Annotated in this window: 19 protein-coding genes; 3 read left to right on the top strand and 16 right to left on the bottom strand. The window is 48.6% G+C overall.

Annotation, left to right across the window (positions count from 1 at the left end; all coding sequences use genetic code 11):
* Positions 1-2: 2 nt before the first annotated feature.
* From B0F88_RS14675 to gvpA, 15 genes are all read right to left on the bottom strand, one after another.
* On the bottom strand, positions 3-506 hold the full coding sequence (locus B0F88_RS14675; protein WP_104424682.1) for an Hsp20/alpha crystallin family protein: 504 nt from the start codon (positions 504-506) through the stop codon (positions 3-5).
* Positions 503-1,924, bottom strand: a complete 1,422-nt coding sequence (locus tag B0F88_RS14670) for a sigma-54-dependent transcriptional regulator (RefSeq protein ID WP_104424681.1) — start codon at positions 1,922-1,924, stop codon at positions 503-505. Before B0F88_RS14670 ends, B0F88_RS14675 begins: the two co-directional genes overlap by 4 nt.
* Positions 1,925-2,202: 278 nt before the next feature.
* On the bottom strand, positions 2,203-2,787 hold the full coding sequence (locus B0F88_RS14665; protein ID WP_104424680.1) for a hypothetical protein: 585 nt from the start codon (positions 2,785-2,787) through the stop codon (positions 2,203-2,205).
* Between the two features lie 13 nt (positions 2,788-2,800).
* Complete coding sequence (locus B0F88_RS14660) at positions 2,801-3,133, bottom strand: gas vesicle protein (RefSeq protein ID WP_104424679.1); 333 nt, start codon at positions 3,131-3,133, stop codon at positions 2,801-2,803.
* A 143-nt stretch (positions 3,134-3,276) separates the two neighbouring features.
* The gene (locus tag B0F88_RS14655; protein ID WP_146083358.1) at positions 3,277-3,555 is read right to left on the bottom strand and encodes a tetratricopeptide repeat protein; all 279 of its coding nucleotides are present in this window, start codon (positions 3,553-3,555) and stop codon (positions 3,277-3,279) included.
* An 11-nt stretch (positions 3,556-3,566) separates the two neighbouring features.
* On the bottom strand, positions 3,567-3,914 hold the full coding sequence (locus B0F88_RS14650) for a gas vesicle protein K (RefSeq protein WP_104424677.1): 348 nt from the start codon (positions 3,912-3,914) through the stop codon (positions 3,567-3,569).
* A 4-nt stretch (positions 3,915-3,918) separates the two neighbouring features.
* Positions 3,919-4,116: a gas vesicle protein gene (locus B0F88_RS14645; RefSeq protein ID WP_219820870.1), complete on the bottom strand. Its 198-nt coding sequence runs from the start codon at positions 4,114-4,116 to the stop codon at positions 3,919-3,921.
* Positions 4,117-4,134: 18 nt separating this feature from the next.
* The gene (locus tag B0F88_RS14640) at positions 4,135-6,090 is read right to left on the bottom strand and encodes an ArsA family ATPase (RefSeq protein ID WP_104424675.1); all 1,956 of its coding nucleotides are present in this window, start codon (positions 6,088-6,090) and stop codon (positions 4,135-4,137) included.
* Positions 6,087-6,365, bottom strand: coding sequence for a gas vesicle protein GvpG (locus tag B0F88_RS14635; protein WP_104424674.1), 279 nt, complete (start codon positions 6,363-6,365; stop codon positions 6,087-6,089). Before B0F88_RS14635 ends, B0F88_RS14640 begins: the two co-directional genes overlap by 4 nt.
* Positions 6,366-6,374: 9 nt before the next feature.
* Complete coding sequence (locus B0F88_RS14630) at positions 6,375-7,193, bottom strand: GvpL/GvpF family gas vesicle protein (RefSeq protein ID WP_181049914.1); 819 nt, start codon at positions 7,191-7,193, stop codon at positions 6,375-6,377.
* Entirely contained in the window at positions 7,190-7,387 is a 198-nt protein-coding gene (locus B0F88_RS14625) for a hypothetical protein (protein WP_104424672.1), read from the bottom strand. Before B0F88_RS14625 ends, B0F88_RS14630 begins: the two co-directional genes overlap by 4 nt.
* A gap of 10 nt (positions 7,388-7,397) precedes the next feature.
* The gene (locus B0F88_RS14620; RefSeq protein WP_104424671.1) at positions 7,398-7,706 is read right to left on the bottom strand and encodes a hypothetical protein; all 309 of its coding nucleotides are present in this window, start codon (positions 7,704-7,706) and stop codon (positions 7,398-7,400) included.
* Positions 7,707-7,708: 2 nt separating this feature from the next.
* On the bottom strand, positions 7,709-8,698 hold the full coding sequence (gvpN, locus tag B0F88_RS14615; protein WP_104424670.1) for a gas vesicle protein GvpN: 990 nt from the start codon (positions 8,696-8,698) through the stop codon (positions 7,709-7,711).
* A gap of 513 nt (positions 8,699-9,211) precedes the next feature.
* Positions 9,212-9,706: a hypothetical protein gene (locus tag B0F88_RS14610; protein ID WP_104424669.1), complete on the bottom strand. Its 495-nt coding sequence runs from the start codon at positions 9,704-9,706 to the stop codon at positions 9,212-9,214.
* Between the two features lie 115 nt (positions 9,707-9,821).
* Positions 9,822-10,040: a gas vesicle structural protein GvpA gene (gene gvpA, locus B0F88_RS14605; protein WP_021013972.1), complete on the bottom strand. Its 219-nt coding sequence runs from the start codon at positions 10,038-10,040 to the stop codon at positions 9,822-9,824.
* 566 nt (positions 10,041-10,606) lie between these two features.
* On the opposite strand from gvpA, the gene B0F88_RS14600 reads away from it, so the two are divergent.
* Positions 10,607-14,038, top strand: a complete 3,432-nt coding sequence (locus B0F88_RS14600; RefSeq protein WP_104424668.1) for an NAD-glutamate dehydrogenase domain-containing protein — start codon at positions 10,607-10,609, stop codon at positions 14,036-14,038.
* 161 nt (positions 14,039-14,199) lie between these two features.
* Here the strand turns inward: B0F88_RS14600 and B0F88_RS14595 are convergent, their stop codons facing one another.
* On the bottom strand, positions 14,200-15,225 hold the full coding sequence (locus B0F88_RS14595) for a zinc-dependent alcohol dehydrogenase family protein (protein WP_104424667.1): 1,026 nt from the start codon (positions 15,223-15,225) through the stop codon (positions 14,200-14,202).
* A gap of 167 nt (positions 15,226-15,392) precedes the next feature.
* Between B0F88_RS14595 and B0F88_RS14590 the strand changes: the two genes are divergently transcribed.
* Positions 15,393-16,091: a protein-L-isoaspartate(D-aspartate) O-methyltransferase gene (locus tag B0F88_RS14590; RefSeq protein WP_104424666.1), complete on the top strand. Its 699-nt coding sequence runs from the start codon at positions 15,393-15,395 to the stop codon at positions 16,089-16,091.
* Positions 16,092-16,099: 8 nt separating this feature from the next.
* Positions 16,100-17,362, top strand: coding sequence for an adenosylhomocysteinase (locus B0F88_RS14585; RefSeq protein ID WP_104424706.1), 1,263 nt, complete (start codon positions 16,100-16,102; stop codon positions 17,360-17,362).
* The last annotated feature ends 134 nt before the right edge of the window (positions 17,363-17,496 follow it).

Genomic DNA, 17,496 nt, shown 5'->3' with positions numbered 1-17,496 from the left:
CCTCACTTTCTTAGTTTGACTTCCAAAATGCCGTTACGGCAAGATCGTTCAATAGCCATGCTATCAAACGAACGCGGTAACACGATTTCTTTATGATATTTCTTGCTGCCTCTTTCAGCGTGAAGCATCAGGATGTCGCCGTTCAAGTCTAAGTGCACATCCTCATCGGCAACCCCCGGCATTTCCGCCAATACCAAAACATGATCGCTTTCTTCGATGACATCGACCAGCGGTTCAGACACTTCCTGCACTGTGGTTTCGCCGGTTTGCTCATCTCGGCGTACATTGCCGAACGGCTCTACGCGCGTTTCCTGGTTCTCATCCAAACCCATTTTTACGGAAAAACCGTAAACCGCCTTAGCACTTTTGCCGCTGCTCGTGTCGATATCGAACGCACCGCTACGCTTTATTTGTTCGCCGGTTTCCGCCAATTTTTCCACCAACTCGCCTAAGCCGCGTAAAATGCCTTCGACATTGCCCGCCACGTTACCTTTTTTGTTACTCATGATTTGTTTACCTCGGCTGCATTGATTTTTTTGAGTTTAGAATGCAGCGTTTTGTAGTCAATATTCAAACGCCGCGCCGCTTCCGCCTTGTTGTTGCCTGTTTTTTTCAGGGTGTCTTTAATAATAATACGTTCTATTTGATCAATGTTTAACTGGGTGATCTCTTTGAGGGACGACCCTTCGAGACAAAAATGCCACACAGTGTTTAGATGATGTTCTTTTGTCGGCTGTGACAGTTCTATCCCATTTATAACCAAAGCCAAGGCATCAGCAGCAATCTCTTTTTCGGATACTAAAACAGCACGACGAATAACAGCGCGTAATTCGCGCACGTTACCCGGCCACTGATAGCGTAGAAGCATGTCTTTAGCGGCAACAGAAAAATCGAGCGGTGTTTTGTCTAACTCAATGCAGGTTTCTGTCATAAAGCGATCGGCTAAAAATAGAATATCCTCATGACGGCTGCGTAACGGTGGGATACAAATGGTATATTCATTCAAGCGGTAATATAAATCCTCACGAAATTTCCCTTTAACCACAGCGTCCAGTAATCCTTCATTGCTGGCGGCAAGTACGCGCACATTGACCGGAATGGGATTAGTCGCGCCAATACGATAAACAACGCGTTCTTGTAGTACGCGCAATAATTTGGATTGTGCGGATAATGACATGTTGGCGATTTCGTCCAGGAATAACGTACCGCCGTCAGCAGCTTCAAACTTGCCCGCTTGTACGCGATCCGCACCCGTGTATGAGCCTTTTTCATGGCCGAATAATTCGTTTTCGATCAGCGAATCCGGTATAGCGCCACAATCGATGGGAATAAAAACGCCAGTCGCGCGTTGGCTGGCTAAGTGAATGTTTTTTGCGATCAGTTCCTTGCCTGTTCCAGTTTCGCCTTGAATAATAACTGAAAAGTCCGTGTGTGCCACGTTAATAACATCTCTGACAACAGATTGAATATTTGGGCTATTACCCATCATGGCAGCGATACGGTTTTTAGTATTTCTGCTGGCTTTGCAATTTGAATGGTGTTTACCGCCGCGCGTTTGCATAGCGCGGTTCACCAGCTCTAATACTCGATTGTTGTCGAACGGTTTGGGAATGTAATCCCAGGCGCCTGCTTTAATAGCACAAACGGCACTGAGGATGCCAACATTGCCGGTAATAATGATAACGGGGAGTTGCGGGTACAGCGCATGGGTATTGGCTAATACTGCCATACCGCTGTGTTTAGGGATAATGCTGTCGAGTAGCAGCACATCAGGTTCACGTTGAGACAATAATTTTATCGCCATGTCGCCGTCGTAACCTTGTTGGGTTTCATAGCCGGCTTTTTCTAGGAGATGCGACAGCAGATCACAAATATCTTTGTCGTCATCAATTATCAAAACATAGCCAGGATCAATGCTTTTCATTTAATAAATCCATTTGTTCAAGATGTGATGGTTAAGTGCTGAATTACTTACGTCATTAGGCTCTATTGCTAGTAATGGTTACCGCTTGCAATGGACGCGTAGAATAACACCTACGTTAAAACAGAGGGCAGAGAAAACATTGCCCGACTTCTTAATGTATTAAACTGGGGGCCAAATACTTAGCTTGAAACACCAAAAAAAGAAGCTGCTATGATGTCAGCAAAACCATCCGAAACCATAAATATTCTATATGTATGATATGTTAAGTATTCTGGCAGCTATTCTCTCCTTGCCTGGATGCCACCGGGTTTCCCCAATGGTTGAATGAGAACGATGTCTTTGGGTAACTTCGTTTCAATGTTGTGCATTAGTCCCAAAAAAAGTATCGCTAATTCGTCGTCTTGCAACGTTTCATTAATACGTTGAGCAATATAATCATCTCGCTGATCCAATAATGCTTGCGCTGTTTCCAAAGAAGATTCGGTTCGCTCCGTAGACTGTAACAATTGCGTCATTAAGGCATGTTCTTGTAATAACAATTCGGGGGATTCAGTTCCCACCAACATAGCCCCTTTATGCTGTAAAGCGAGTAATAACGTATAATTCTGACTACCCGACTTAGCGACATCCGCAACTATTTCATTTTCTTTTCCGCAAACAGGCAAACCATCTTGATAGATTTTCAACTTGGTATAATCCAGTCCTAAACCTTCAATCGTTGTTGCGATCATTGTCCAGAAATGTTCAATGGCGGCAAGATGCTCGTGTGCTTGTTCCTCAGTCAGCAAATTGCTTACCGTTCCGCCCAGTGATCCTAAATCCTTAGCGCTGTGAATAATGGGAAAATGAATCAGTGCACGCATGAAAAGGCAATCCTTATGTGTGTGTTTCTTCGATAACGGTCGGCATAGCTTCCAAACGAGCTTCCAGACGCTGTAGACGTTCTTCTAACTCTGTCGCGGGTAAAGATGATGCTATCCTGGCTCTGGAATCAAACGCAGGATTACCGCTCCACCAGTCTAACCCCATTTCTACCGCTTTATCTACCGAACAAATAAGCAGGCGAATTTCCAATGTCAACAATTCTACTTCAACCAGCCTGATTCGAATATCGCCACTGATGACGATACCTTTGTCCAGCAATCGTTCTAACAAATCGGCTACGGTAGTCGAATTGGTTGAGTGGGTTAATCTTTTGTTATCGCTCATGGTGTAAATCCTTACAGTAGTCGACCTAAAGGCCTCAAAGCCACATTTTCATCATTCTCACGCTTTGGCGTGGGGATACCGTCAGTAACGCTCGGCGTCACGCAACGCAGGAACTGTAGTGGTCAACTAAAACAGTACGCTAGCTATACGGTCGTCGTCATCGCTTGCTCAATTCGTTCAAGTACATTCAGCGACAGCCGTAACAAGCCATCCTGTTCGTAACCCCGGGAAATGCTCATCAAACTGGATTGAGCAGCTTCACTTTCCTCGCTGTCAGGATATTCCTCAATAATTTTTAGATACACATCTACCGCTTGCCATAGTTCATCTTGTTCAAACCAAGTATTGCCCATACGCAGTAGCAATCCACGCGTTGCTGCATTTATGTCGATAGTATTGTTATGCTTCACAGGATTGTTCATCACACTCGTCCTTATAGTAATCGGCCTAATGGGCCTAAGTTAAAATTCAAATCATCGTCTTTAAGATCAAAAACCTCTCGTAAATGTTCCAGTTCCTCGGCTTGCCGCATTAACGTCAAACCTAAGCGCTCAATTTCTTCATCGCTGAGCGAACCCGAATCCATACGCTTAATAGCTTGGCGTTCCAACAGTTCGTGCAGCAGTTTAACCAGTGTTAAAACGAGTTGCGCCAAACCATTACGAACGCGTTCACCATCGATTTCTATTTTGCGCTTGTTACCTTGAACATCCGGTTGTTGCGTTGTTTGCGGTGGTAAATCAACCCTGGAATAATCTGGAAACAGGTGATTCGTTGTCATTGTCTTACTCCCTGCCACGTAAACGTTTTCCTGTTTCTACAGAAGCGACTAAAGCTTGTAGACTTAAATAAATCAAATCAATATTAGCGACTGAAATGGTTACATCAGCAACAACAACCGCACCTTTGTTCAGAATGCGATCCAATGCCTCACACAGAGAAACTTGTTGCTGTTCATCCTGATACTGCCGATTCATAGACATAATGCATATACTCATAGTTTATAGAAACAACGCCGAACCCAAAGCCTTTAGCTCATCCAAACCCGTAGGCTCTATTTGCCGAAAAATTTGTGCTTGCGGCTGGTCAGGAAAAATGTCATGCGCGCGTTTGAGCTGCAATGATTCACGCGCATTAATTGCCTGGCACAATGCACAACCGCTGATGGGTGTAATCTGATTGATAAACAACGCTTTTGCCGTCATGCCTAGCCGCTGTAGTGCGCATAGCATTTCACTGGTTTTTTCTATCGCCAATTGAGTCGGAATAGTGACGGCATACACTTCTGTTTGTTCGATGTTTTGCAACAGAATGCGTAGTTTTTTTAATTCGCGTGAGAGCTGTACCAAGCGTTCCGATAAATGCGGCAACCGCATGACCTGGCGGTATTTTAGCAATAACGAGAAGAACTGTTTCAGCCAATCTCGAATCAATTCAGGCAATTCCAGTAAACGTAGTAAATGCCCGCTAGGCGCGGCATCTATTATTATTATGTCATAACGGTCGCTATCGAGATAATCAATAATTGTGGTCAATGCCATGATTTCATCCAGTCCGGGGGGAGCCAAATCGAGTAAGTGTTCCATCACTTCACGATCAAAGGTAATATCCAGATGCGGTAAAGCATCCTGCAAAAAATCTTCCAATTCTGCACGATAGTCCTGCCGAATTTTTTTGAAGTCAGCTTCCGCATTAATTTCCTGTGCATCGATTTCAACCAACTCCGTCCTGAGCGTAGTCGAAGGAAGCGTAGCCGAAGGGACTGAAGTAGGGTGCCGTTGTACGCTTATCCCCAAACAATCGCTAAGCGAATGCGCGGGGTCCGTTGAGAATAATAGAATACGTTTGTGCGGATATTCGCTATGCAAGCGCAATGCCGTGGCACAGGCCAAGGTCGTCTTGCCCACACCGCCTTTGCCGGCAAAAATCAATAGCCGTAATGTGCTGGCAGGCAGCTGAATGGGGTTTTCTACATGCAAGGGCAATTTATGACTATAGGCAGTAGTAGTTATGACTTCGTTTTCATCAAGTAAACGCACCTCTGACCACAGTGAGTAAAGTAATTTGCCGCTTGGTTCTGCGGCAAGTAAAGGCAGCGTCCAAAACAGGTGTCCCGGTAAAAGCTTAAGGGCGCTTTTAAGCGCGAGCATTTGCCTGCTGCGTTCAGCTAAACAGATTGGACAATCGTTTTTAGGAAACAATCGATTGACCACCAGATCGGAGATAAACACCCGCTGTTTATTCAAGGCGCTGACAAGATCAATACTTTCCTCCACACTCATCGTCTCCGCCAGCATTACTAAAATAAAACAACAACGTTCTGTGTCGGTCATCAGACTGTGCATGGCTTTTAGCGAATCACTCATGCCCAATAAAAAATTATCCAAATGATCCAATCGATTATCGCCGCCAAAACGTTTTCGCATGTAGCGGTGTTTGGCGAGCAAGGTATCCAAAGCCGTCAACCACCGATGAATCAGGTCAGGCATTTCCAAAAGCCGCAATGTATGCCCCGTAGGCGCGGTATCTATAATGATGCGGTAATAGGTATCCTGTTCAATCCACTCGGCTATTTCAAGATAAGCCGCCAATTCATCCATGCCTGGAAGCGCGGCGTCCATTAAGCCTTGAATGTCGTTTTTGTCAAGGAAAGTACCGCGATCAGCGATTTCTTTCAGGAGGGCATCGTGTCGCATTTTGAACTCATGCAAGGAAGCGGCGGCATTTAATTCGCGCACCTCCAGATTCTTGGGCAACACCAGATTGGAAAGAATATTTTTCAGGGAGTGCGCCGGATCGGTAGAAACCAGCAGAAAAAGATGCTGTGGTTGTTCTTGCGCCAGCTTTAAAGCGGTCGCACTTGCACAGGTGCTTTTTCCTACACCGCCTTTACCGCCGAAGAAGACCAATTTCAGCAGTGACGGCTGTAAAAATTCTGGATAAATCGCAGGTTTCATTTTGTCGCGTCCTCATTGTCCTCATCCTCGGCATCTCCTATCATGTCATCCTCTTCATCCAGCGCATCTAATCTATCGAGTAGTACGGCTTCCTGTTGTTCAAATTCTTCTTCGGTGATCTGCCCCGCTTCCAGTTGCATATAAAGCTCTGTCAAACTTTCACGAATACGATCCGCCTCGCCAGCCAATTCTTCTTCGGCCAGTTCGTGAATTTGCCGAAAAATCCACATAATGCCTTTAATAGGAGAAAACAGTATGTCATCGACCAGCAGCATGGTTTATCCTCAATCAGGGTGAACGCTTTCGCTCGGCAACGCTTTTTTCTTTGCTGTGGGGGCATGTAAATCCAGAGTAACGAAATTATGCGGCGCCCACGGACCGGTATAATCAAACAAATAAACGTTATCAAATAACTTTGAGGCTTGAAAAACGCCTTTGGCGAATTCATCCAGCCGTTTTCTTTCTACCAAACACGCCAGATTCATCACATCTTTTTCTTTTTTAACAGGGTTTTCAATAATGTCTTCGCAATAATCGAACAATACTTCTTTTACTTTTTCAGTCGATTCTTTTCTATCCGCGCTACGCAATGATTCATATAAATTACCCAATCGAATCTTCTCTTCGCGGCGATTACCGTCTCTGGAATCTCTATTCCAGATTTCATCACGCGTTTCGCTCAAGATTGGATGCAAAGCAACAAAATATTCATAAATATTGGTGACATCCCAAGAAACGCGTAAGCCCATTTCCACGCGCCCATTTAGACGTTCAAAATGTTCTCTGATGGTCTTCTGGTTGGAGGCCAGCAAATTTTGTACGGCTTCGGCATTGCGTGCAATGACGCCGAAACGCATCGGCAATACGGTATTTTCTTCCGTCAGCGAGTGTAATACAGCCTGATGCGCAGTAATATTGCGTCTTTCCGGGCGTAAACGGGTGCTAAGCGTATCACTGACCACGGCTCTTAAACCGTTTTTATCGATGGCATAAACAGACGCAGATTCCAGTCCGCGTATTTTGTAGTTGGGTTTTGAGTCGTCGGAAGCACAAAGAGCATAAAGCACTTTAGCACGATAACTTCTGGATTTATCGATGTTCACAATGCACTCCTTAGTAAAATGCGTTTGCCTCTAGTGTGCTGCATCTGCATGCGGTTTAATCGCCGATATTCTTCTGAATAAATACGTCCTAAATCGGCAAGAATTTGTGGCTTCCCCGTCATGTTGACGCAAGCGCGAAAACTCTTCGCCATATGCGGGGTACGGATATGAGCGAGGGTGCGAATTTTGTTCATGATGACCGCCTCAATATTTGATTCGCAGACCGGAAGATTTTTTCTTCTCAGTTGACTTTGATTTACCGTTGTCGTCAATCGACGCACAGGCAGCGGCTGCAAGCAACATTTCCTTTTCTTTGTCAATATCGGCTATACGGCTATCGATACTGGCTATACGCGATGAAGCGGCCTCACGTTCTCGTATCCGCCGCCAACGCTCCAATTCCAACGCACCGACCTGAAAATAGTCTCGGTATGTTTGGTGGTCACCGCTACCCCGTCCTGAGTGAGTTTTTATATCTGAGATTGTCCGAGGAGGACGCGTACTGATTGCCATGACTACTCCACCACTTTCATTTTTTGTGTGGATGTTTTGATTGTTGCTGGCCCCACTGGCGGACAAATTTTTCGAATAACATCATCGACCATTTCATGAAAGATCGAGTGTCCGGCTCGTTGTATTTTAGCCGTTTCCATGCTCAAAACATCGTAGCAAATAGAATGGAATAACTTGTCGCCATAACGCGGTTTCATTCCTTGCAAGGACAAGATGTTGGCAATGGCGATGCCTGCGCGTAACCCGTGTTTGGTTTCATGTTCATTGCCACGCAACTCCCTGACTATATCAACGATATATGCCGACTCGTTTAATTCCAAGTCAGAACGCGCATGTAATATTTGTAGTTCGGTATCCCGATCCGCAAGACCGATATTGATGGTAATCATTCGATCCATCAGGGCGTCTTGGGTCTTGTGCGTACCCGCGTATTCTTCTGGATTGGAGGTGAAAATAGCGCGAAAGCTTGAGTGTACATCCATATAACCCTCCCCGGCACCGCGTAAACCGGGCAAGTTCAAAATACCTTCGGACAACACCGATAACAGCACGTTATTGGTTTCCGCCTTCGAACGATTGAACTCATCATAAATCAGCATATCGCCATTGCGGCACGCGGTCGTCAAACGATTATCCACCCACATGCGGTTCATCTGCTCTTCAGTTTTAAGTACCGAATGAATGTAATTATCGACTAAACTGCTTTTGCGATAGCCAATGTCTTTTCCCGTCAAATCGGAACTTACGAACTCTTCGTTACCTTGCAACAAGGTGACGGGGCGACCCCATTGTGCAGCGAGATGAAATGCTAAAGTCGTTTTTCCTGTTCCCGATGGACCGGCAAAATGTACGGGATAGCCTGCGTGTAAATAAACCAACGCGCGATCTATAATATCTTTTACATAAGAAGTCAGCACAAAATGATCGCTCGCTTCTGGAACGACGAGATCATCTTCTACGGTATAATGTGAAACGGTATTTTGCTTAATCATAAAAATACTCCTGTACTAATCGGTATAGGTTCCCCACACTGGTGGGACTGAAGCTCTGGATAAATATCATCAGAGTTGTCTAGAGAAGATGTTCGGTCGATGCGACTGATAAAAGCACCACAACCAGACCTTTAGTGCCTAATTAGCGCTAAAGGTCTATGAAAAAGTTATTAGTTCAGTGAGAAACTGCATTCCCAATAACCTTATAACCTTGTTTCTTTCTATGTAGGCTGTTCATCTGCACACATGCTCTTTGTGAGCGACAGCGGCAATATCCCTATTTGCCTTTCTTCGCGCCAAAAAACTCACTAGGTTTTTTCTTAGGCTTTTTGATTTCACCCGCTTCTGTACGCTCGGAAGCAACGTCTATCGATCCAAAGTGCTCTGCATGTGGTGATGACGGCACAGCTGCTTGCTCAACGTCTGTTAGTACAGGTTGTACACTTCCATGTGCTTCATGTTGGCTTAACAAACCTTCAACACTTCCAGTCGGAGTCTCATTAAGATGAATGTCTATACTGGGAATGCTGTTTTTTTTTTAGACGTGGCTGTGCCGAAAAATACAGCATGAGCCCCGGCTCTGTCCTGTGCGGCATCTTTGATAAAAGCGGCAACATTGTTAGTCATGTCGGCAATGAAAACCGCTCTTTCTTTGGCACTGCGTTCAGCCATACTGTTACGATTAGCCTTAAAGCTGCCTAATAAATCTAGCGTCTTCTTTGACATATCGGTCAAGAAAGCGGCACGGTCTTTGCGGCCCTGCCGCCCCATCACTTGATGTGTATGCCGAAATTCATTCAGTAAGCGATTAACATCATTGGTATTATCGGTGACAAACGCTGCCCGCATGTGAGCATCTCGCACTCCATTCCTTGCCCGGGTAGCAGCAAAGTCAGCAATCTGTGCGTTTACACTGGAAACCCGCGCATTTTGTTGAGCTAAACGGGATTCACGACTATTGTCAATGTTTCTACGCAACTGCGCCATATCATCTGTTAAGCGTCCCATAGGTGTTCTCCTTAGGTCATCACTTTAGTAAAACCCCAATCAGTAAGCTTGAGGCGGTGGAAAGCGCCCAAGCCGCTGAATACTCAACGGCTGGTCACTCTTACTCTTTGGTTAATTAAGCTGGAGTAGCTGCACTGGCGGTAAGACCAATGGCTTCTGCGTATTTCAAATAAGTTTCAACAGAAGCAATCACAACGCGTGCTTCTATCGACAGCAATTCGATACCGACCAATGAAACCTTGACCCAGGCATCAATAACAATGCCTTTGTCCAGAATGCGGTCTACTACTTCAGCTAAACTAGAAGAGTCAGTTGATTTTTGAACTTTAGCCATGACGGCGTCTCCTAAAAAATGTTAATAAATTACAGATGTAATTGGATTTTATGTGCAACGATATGCTGCACAGTAAGAGTAAGGCAATTAGTACGCCAAACTTTCGGCGTTAGAGTATTCTTTGAGCTGAATAATTTGTTTTTTCGTATGGAATGTCTTGAGTGCACTGAACAATAAAGATATTTATTGTTTTTGAGCAGTGTAGAGCAGTATTGAATAAAATTTTTTTACTGTGAAAAGTTAGGCGTTTTTTGCTAACAATAATTGAAATTACCATGCAACTATGGTGTTAATTACTCAGTTAGGTAAGCTGCTCCCTAGCTTGCCGACCATAGATTAATTAATTTGAATTCGACATAAAAAAGCAGCCTTTTTAAAAATCTGAACGGCAAAATCAACTCAATTTTGTACTAACGGCGATGCATCAACTCTTTTCCAGCCACAACTATCGACTTCCCATCGTATGCTAAATACAACCCAAATACGAATGGAATGAAAACAAAGCATCTGTCAATCTCTCAAAACATGGTGTTGCATTCTTTACTTTTTACAACTACCGTATAAGCATGAACAGACCTAGCAAAACATGGCCGGCAGCCTTGCAACGTATCGCTGAAAGAGCTTTGGGCAAGCAAGCCGGTCACGCCTTGTGGCAGAAATACCATGCCACATTTTCGGCCGCATACCGGGCGCAGGTATCGCCGCGTTATGCGCTAAAAGATATGCTGTATCTCGACGAAGTCCTGGCGTCCTGCGCAATCCCCTCGTCTGCATCCTGTCGGCAGCGCATCAGCCTGCTGAGTCCCGGCAAAAAAACCGATCATTACCGGCTGCATTTTTACAGCCTGCAACCGCGCTATCTGGACGAATATATCCCGGTTCTGGAAAACATGCATTTACGGATCATGGATCAGGTGCAGTTTCCGGTTACGGTTGCCGGCACAACCTTGTTTATAAAAAGCTTTACGATCAAGGCCGCCAAAAGCCAGTGCGCTTCATTCGCCAAGTTAAGATGCCGGATGCTGGAAACCATTCAGATGATGATGGACGGCATGGTCGAAAACGACGCGCTCAGCAAGCTGTGTGTGCTGATCGGAATGACCTGGCAGGAAATCGACGTGCTCAGGGCTTACCGGAATTATTTCCTGCAACTGGGCCACCAAACGACCCGGGCCAGCGTTCATCATGCCTTGCTTAACAACCCGCAGGCCGCGCTGGGCCTGTTTAATTACTTTGAGGTACGGTTCAGGCCGAATCCCGACTGGGACGACCCGATGATTCGGGAGGAACAGGCTTTATTTCCGTTGCGTTTGCAGTTGCTAAGCAGCATTGCCTCGGTTTCCGATATTAATGACGACCGGATTCTGCGCACCCTGTTTAACCTGATCGACGCAACCATGCGCTGTAATTTTCATTTGCGCCGCGACCGGCCGGATTATTTCATCGCTTTTAAAATTAACAGCCTGGGCATCATCGATATGCCATCGCCAAAGCCGCAAAACGAGATTTATGTCCATTCGGTGGATATGGAAGCCATACATTTACGCAACGGAAAGATTTCCCGCGGCGGCATACGCTGGTCGGACCGGCCCGATGATTTCAGGACCGAAATTCTGGGCTTGATGCAAACCCAGATCAGCAAAAACGCGCTGATTATACCGACCGGAGCCAAAGGCGGTTTCGTGCTTAAAAAGAGCGGATTAAAGCACTCGTTGTCAAGCAACGGCCTGGACGTCAAAGAAGCGGCGAAAAAAGCCTATCTCACCTTCATCCGCGGCTTGCTTGATTTGACCGACAATTATGTCGACGACAGGATCGTCCAGCCCAACAGCATCGTCTGTTACGATAATCCCGACCCCTATCTTGTCGTCGCCGCCGATAAAGGCACGGCGCAGTTTTCGGACAGCGCCAATGCCGTTTCGGCGGAATATCAATTCTGGCTGGGCGATGCCTTTGCCAGCGGGGGCTCTCACGGTTACGACCACAAAGCGTTGGGTATTACCGCTCGCGGCGCTTGGGAATGCGTAAAACGCCATTTTCGCGAATTAGACAAAGCCGCCGCACCTGATCAGCCCTCTTACCTGCGTCCTGCCGGCAAAGACATACAACACGAAGCATTTACCGTCGTCGGCATCGGCAGCATGGATGGTGACGTGTTCGGCAACGGCATGTTGATGTCGCCCTACATCCGGTTGCTGGCGGCTTTTAGCGGATCGCATATTTTCATCGACCCGAATCCGCCCGATGGCGATGCCGCATTTAATGAACGCAAGCGCCTGTTTGAGTTGCCCGGCTCCAGCTGGAATGATTACGACCGGACGCTTATTTCGGCGGGCGGCGGCGTTTATCCAAGATCGGCCAAAGATATTCCGGTTTCCGCCGAATTGAAAAAATGGTTAGGCATCCGCTACAAAACACTGGATGGCGAATCCCTGGTCCGCTACCTGCTGACGGCTCAGGTCGAATTATTATGGCTCGGCGGTATCGGCACTTATGTCAAAGCCGGCACCGAAAAGAACGAAGAGGTCGGCGACCGGGCCAATGATAACGTGCGGGTGAATGCGGCGGACTTGCGCGCCGGCATCGTTGGCGAAGGCGCCAATCTGGGCTTTACCCAAAAAGCGCGCATTGAATACGGCCTGAAGGGCGGGCGCATTAACACCGATGCGGTCGATAACTCGGCGGGCGTCGATTCCTCCGATCATGAGGTGAATTTAAAAATCTTCCTGACCGGTCTGCAAAAAAAAGGTCTGATAGCCGACTATCAACCGTTATTCATCAGCATGACCGAGGAGGTTTGCCGTCTGGTACTGGCCGACAATATCGCCCAAAGCCTTTGCTTGTCGCTGGAACAACTGCGCTGCAAAGAAAACCCGGCGGTTTTTTTACAACTGGCCGAACAGTTGGAATCCGCCGGTTCTTTCGATAGAGCCGCGGAATGTTTTCCACACGTCAAAGACGTGATGTCCAGGCCCGGACAGCTTATTACCCGGCCTGAACTTGCGGTACTGATGGCCGCAAGCAAAATGCACCTGACCCAGCTGATACAGGATCAATCGGCCTTGCTGCAGGAAGAATGCTGCACTTGTTATTTGCAGGCCTATTTTCCGAAACAGCTTGCCACACAATACGCAGACCAACTTTCCAGCCATCCCTTGGCCGGTGAAATCAAAGCCACACTGATCAGCAATAAAATCATCAACCAAGCCGGTTGCGGCTTTTTAAGCCTGGCCGCCGACAGCGACGGCACACTCGATCATGTCACCTGTTACCTGACTTTCGACCGGGTTTTAGACGGCGATGCGTTGCGGCAGGCGATTAATGCGCTGGACCATAACGCGCCGGTCGATAAGCAATATCGCTTATTGATGCAGCTGGAAACTACATTGGCCGGTTTTTGCCGCTGGGCCTTAATGCAACGAAGAAAAATCCGGCCCAACGATCAGACCATCAACTGCTATAAACGTTATCTAAAAGGCTATAAGCAATATTTCAAGACCGATTGTTCCGAGTTTGCCGAGCAGTTGGCGCAATACCGGCAAGACGGCATCCCCGAGCAACTGGCGCTGGACATGGCGTTTATAGCCAGCCTTGACGATTTCCCGCTGATCGTCTCGCTGGCCGCCGAAACCGCCCAGGATTTTGTCACTACTTTGAAACTGTTCAATGAAATCACCGGCTATCTGGGTTTGTACCCGGTTTATGATCAGTTGGCGAAGCTACCGATGCACGATTATTGGGAACGAAAGGTATTGAATGAATTGCAAGAGGACATCAAACGCATGGTGGGCCTTACCATCAAGGCTATCCTCGCAAGCAAGGCCGAAAGCTGCACCGATTACTTCGACCGGCCGGACCAAAAACATAAAATCAGCCGATACCGGCGCATTTACCAGGAAATCAACAGCGCCGTGCCGGTTAACCTGTTTCCGTATATCGCCTTGGCTAAAGAGTTGCAGCATTTGGTTGGCGTTGATCCGGTAGCCGGCAAGAAATAATCTGTCCGAAACTTATAGAAGGCGCATTGCCGTGCTGTACGCTTAACCCTAAAAACCTAAGTTGAGCATTCCAAAATCCCGTTCGCCCTGAGCTTGTCGAAGGGCGAACGGGATTTTGGAATGCTCATGCGTGTGCAATCCGCCCAACTGCGGTTTTCAAGTTAATCAATTTTCAACACCTTCGCGCCGCGAATATTCCCTGTCTTCAGCTCAAGCAAGGCCTTGTTGGCCTGCTCCAATGCAAACACCTGAACCTCCGGCTGGAGCTTCATTTCCGCGGCCATGGTCAAAAATTCTTTTACATCGCGCCGGGTGATGTTGGCGACGCTCTTTAGCTCTTTTTCCTGCCACAGATGCAAGGGATAATCCAGGTTCAGCAGGCCGTGCTTGTCGCCTTCCTTGCGGATCGCATTAATCACCAGCCTGCCGCCGGATTCGAGGTTCGCCAAGGCTTCAACGACAGGCTCCCATGCCGGGGTGGTATCGATGATGCAATCGAGTTTATTGGGCGCCCGCTCCACGGTGTCTCCGCTCCACACCGCCCCCAGTTGCTCGGCAAACGCCCTTTCCTTCGCGCTTCGCGCAAACACATAAATTTCGCTGTTTGGATACCGGTGCTGCGCCATTTTCAACACCAGGTGCGCCGATGCGCCAAAGCCGGTCAGTCCCAGCCGTTGCCCGTCCTTCAGCCCGGCCAGGCGCAACGAGCGGTAGCCGATTGCACCGGCGCAAAGCAGCGGTGCGGCCTGTACGTCGGAAAATGTCTCGGGGATGGCATAGGCGAAATCCGCCGTAACCGTCATATATTGGGCGTAACCGCCATTGGCGTCACGACCTGTCGCAGTAAAAACCGGACACAGATTTTCATTGCCCGCCAAGCAGAATTTGCATTTGCCGCAAGCGGAAAAAATCCAGGCCACTCCCACCCTGTCGCCTATTTTAATACTATTTACCTTGTTGCCGACCGCTTCGACCCGCCCGACTACTTGATGCCCCGGCACTATCGGTAATCGCGGTGGAGGCGTCCGTCCCTCAATTTCGTCCAGTTCGGTGTGGCAAACCCCGCAGGCCGAAACTTTCAGCAGGATTGCCCGGTCGCCGGGAACCGGAACGGGCAGCTCCGTTAATTCCAGCGGAACCTGGTTTTCTTTAAGATCGCAGAGCTGTTTCAATACCATGGCTTTCATTGCTTCCCCCTCGTTTGATTCCGATTCTGCCACGGCTTTCCGCTCTAAGCTATCAGTAATGTCTCCAATTGAAAATACACCACCGTTATGTTGCAATCATGGTTCGTGTTGCTGGAGAAAACGGTCCCCTGCCCGCTTAACGATAATCCATCCCCGGAGCATAATTAATGAACGATCTGCAACGCATGTTGAACGATATTGAAATGGAAGTTAACCTGACCCGTCATCTGATCGGCAAGGATGCATTGGACGACAGGGTCATGGCGGCCATCAAACAAGTGCCGAGACATGAGTTCGTGCCTGCGGATTTCCGCTTCCTCGCCTACGATAACGGACCCGCGCCGATCGGTTCGGGACAGACCATTTCCCAGCCCTATATTGTGGCGCTGATGAGCGATTTATTGAACACCAAGCCCGGCGATACCGTCCTGGAAATCGGCACAGGTTCCGGCTATCAGGCGGCCGTTCTTTCAAACTTGGTTAAGCAGGTTTATTCGCTTGAAATCATACCGGAGCTGTCCGAAAAAGCGCGCCGCCGACTCAAAAAGCTGGGCTACGGCAATATCACGGTGCGCACCGGCGACGGCCACTCAGGCTGGCCGGAATATGCGCCGTTTGACGGCATCATCGTGACCGCCGCCGCACCTTATATTCCACCGGCCCTGATCGACCAACTGCGCCCCGGCGCCCGGCTGGTCATACCGGTGGGATTGCCTTACAGTTACCAGGAGCTGATGGTTTTAGAAAAAAAAGCCAGCGGCGAGACTGAGACCCGCACTATTCTTGGCGTCAGTTTTGTGCCGCTGACCGGCGGAGACGACGAAGAAACAAACGCCAGCGCCGCCTTAAATTCAGGACACAGGTGATCAGTACCATGAATATCCACCATGACATTAAAGACTCTTCGCTGGCCGATCAGGGACGCGAGCGCATTGAATGGGCGCTGACTGAAATGCCGGTACTGCGCATCATCCATGATCGTTTTGCCGAAGAACGGCCATTGGCCGGTGCGCGGATCAGCGGCTGCCTGCACATCACGACGGAAACCGCCAACCTGGCCCGCATCCTGAAAGCGGGCGGCGCGGAGCTGGTGTTATGCGCCAGCAATCCGCTCAGCACCCAGGATGATGTCGCCGCCGCGCTGGTGCGGCATTATCAGATCCCCACCTTCGCCATTCGCGGCGAGAACAGCGACACTTATTACCGGCATATAGCCAGGGCGCTGGATCATCATCCGCAACTGACGATGGATGACGGCGCAGACTTGGTCAGCGAACTGCATAAAAACCGCAACGACTTGTTGGCTGAAATGATCGGCGGCACCGAAGAAACCACCACCGGCGTAATTCGCCTGCGCGCGATGGCGGCGGACAAGGCGCTCAAATTCCCGGTCATTGCGGTCAATGACGCAATGACCAAACACCTGTTCGACAACCGTTACGGCACCGGACAAAGCACGCTGGACGGCATTATTCGCGCGACCAATATCCTGCTGGCCGGCAAGACCTTCACAGTTGCAGGCTACGGTTGGTGCGGGCGCGGCATCGCAATGCGCGCCAAAGGCCACGGCGCGCAGGTCATCATCACCGAAGTTGATCCGTTAAAAGCGCTGGAAGCCGCCATGGACGGCTTCCGCGTGACGCCCCTGCTTGAAGCCGCCGCTATTTCGGATTTTATCGTTACCGCAACCGGCGACAAGCATGTGCTGGATCACGCGCATTTTGAAGTCATCAAGGACGGCTGCGTGATCGCCAATTCCGGGCATTTCAATGTCGAAATCAACATTCCGGCACTGGAAAAACTGGCCGTAAAAAAACACCGCCCGCGCACCAGCGTCGAAGCCTATCAGCTTAAAGACGGGCGCACCGTCCGGCTGCTGGCCGAAGGGCGGCTGGTCAACCTGGCGGCTGCGGAAGGCCATCCGGCAACGGTCATGGATATGAGTTTTGCCAATCAGGCCTTGAGCGTTGCCTATTTGTGGCGGCACGGCGCCGGCCTTGAGCACACCGTGCATCCGGTGCCGGCGGATATTGACCAACGGGTCGCCGTCATGAAACTGGCGGCGATGGGCCTCAGTATTGACAGCTTAAGCCCGGAACAACAGGCTTATCTGTCGTCCTGGAAAGAAGGCACCTAAGGAAGCGCTGATTTAGTCCTTCGACAGGCTCAGGACGAACGGTAACGTATTGATTCCGTTCGTGGTGAGCCTGTCGAATCATGAACGGAAGCATTTTGTTCAGCGCTTCCCTAATTACCGCATCGGAGCGCCCA

Source organism: Methylobacter tundripaludum, assembly GCF_002934365.1.
Taxonomy (GTDB): Bacteria; Pseudomonadota; Gammaproteobacteria; order Methylococcales; family Methylomonadaceae; genus Methylobacter_A; species Methylobacter_A tundripaludum_A.
Note: the sequence above shows the minus strand (reverse complement) of the source record. Positions and strands in the feature narration are given on the sequence as shown.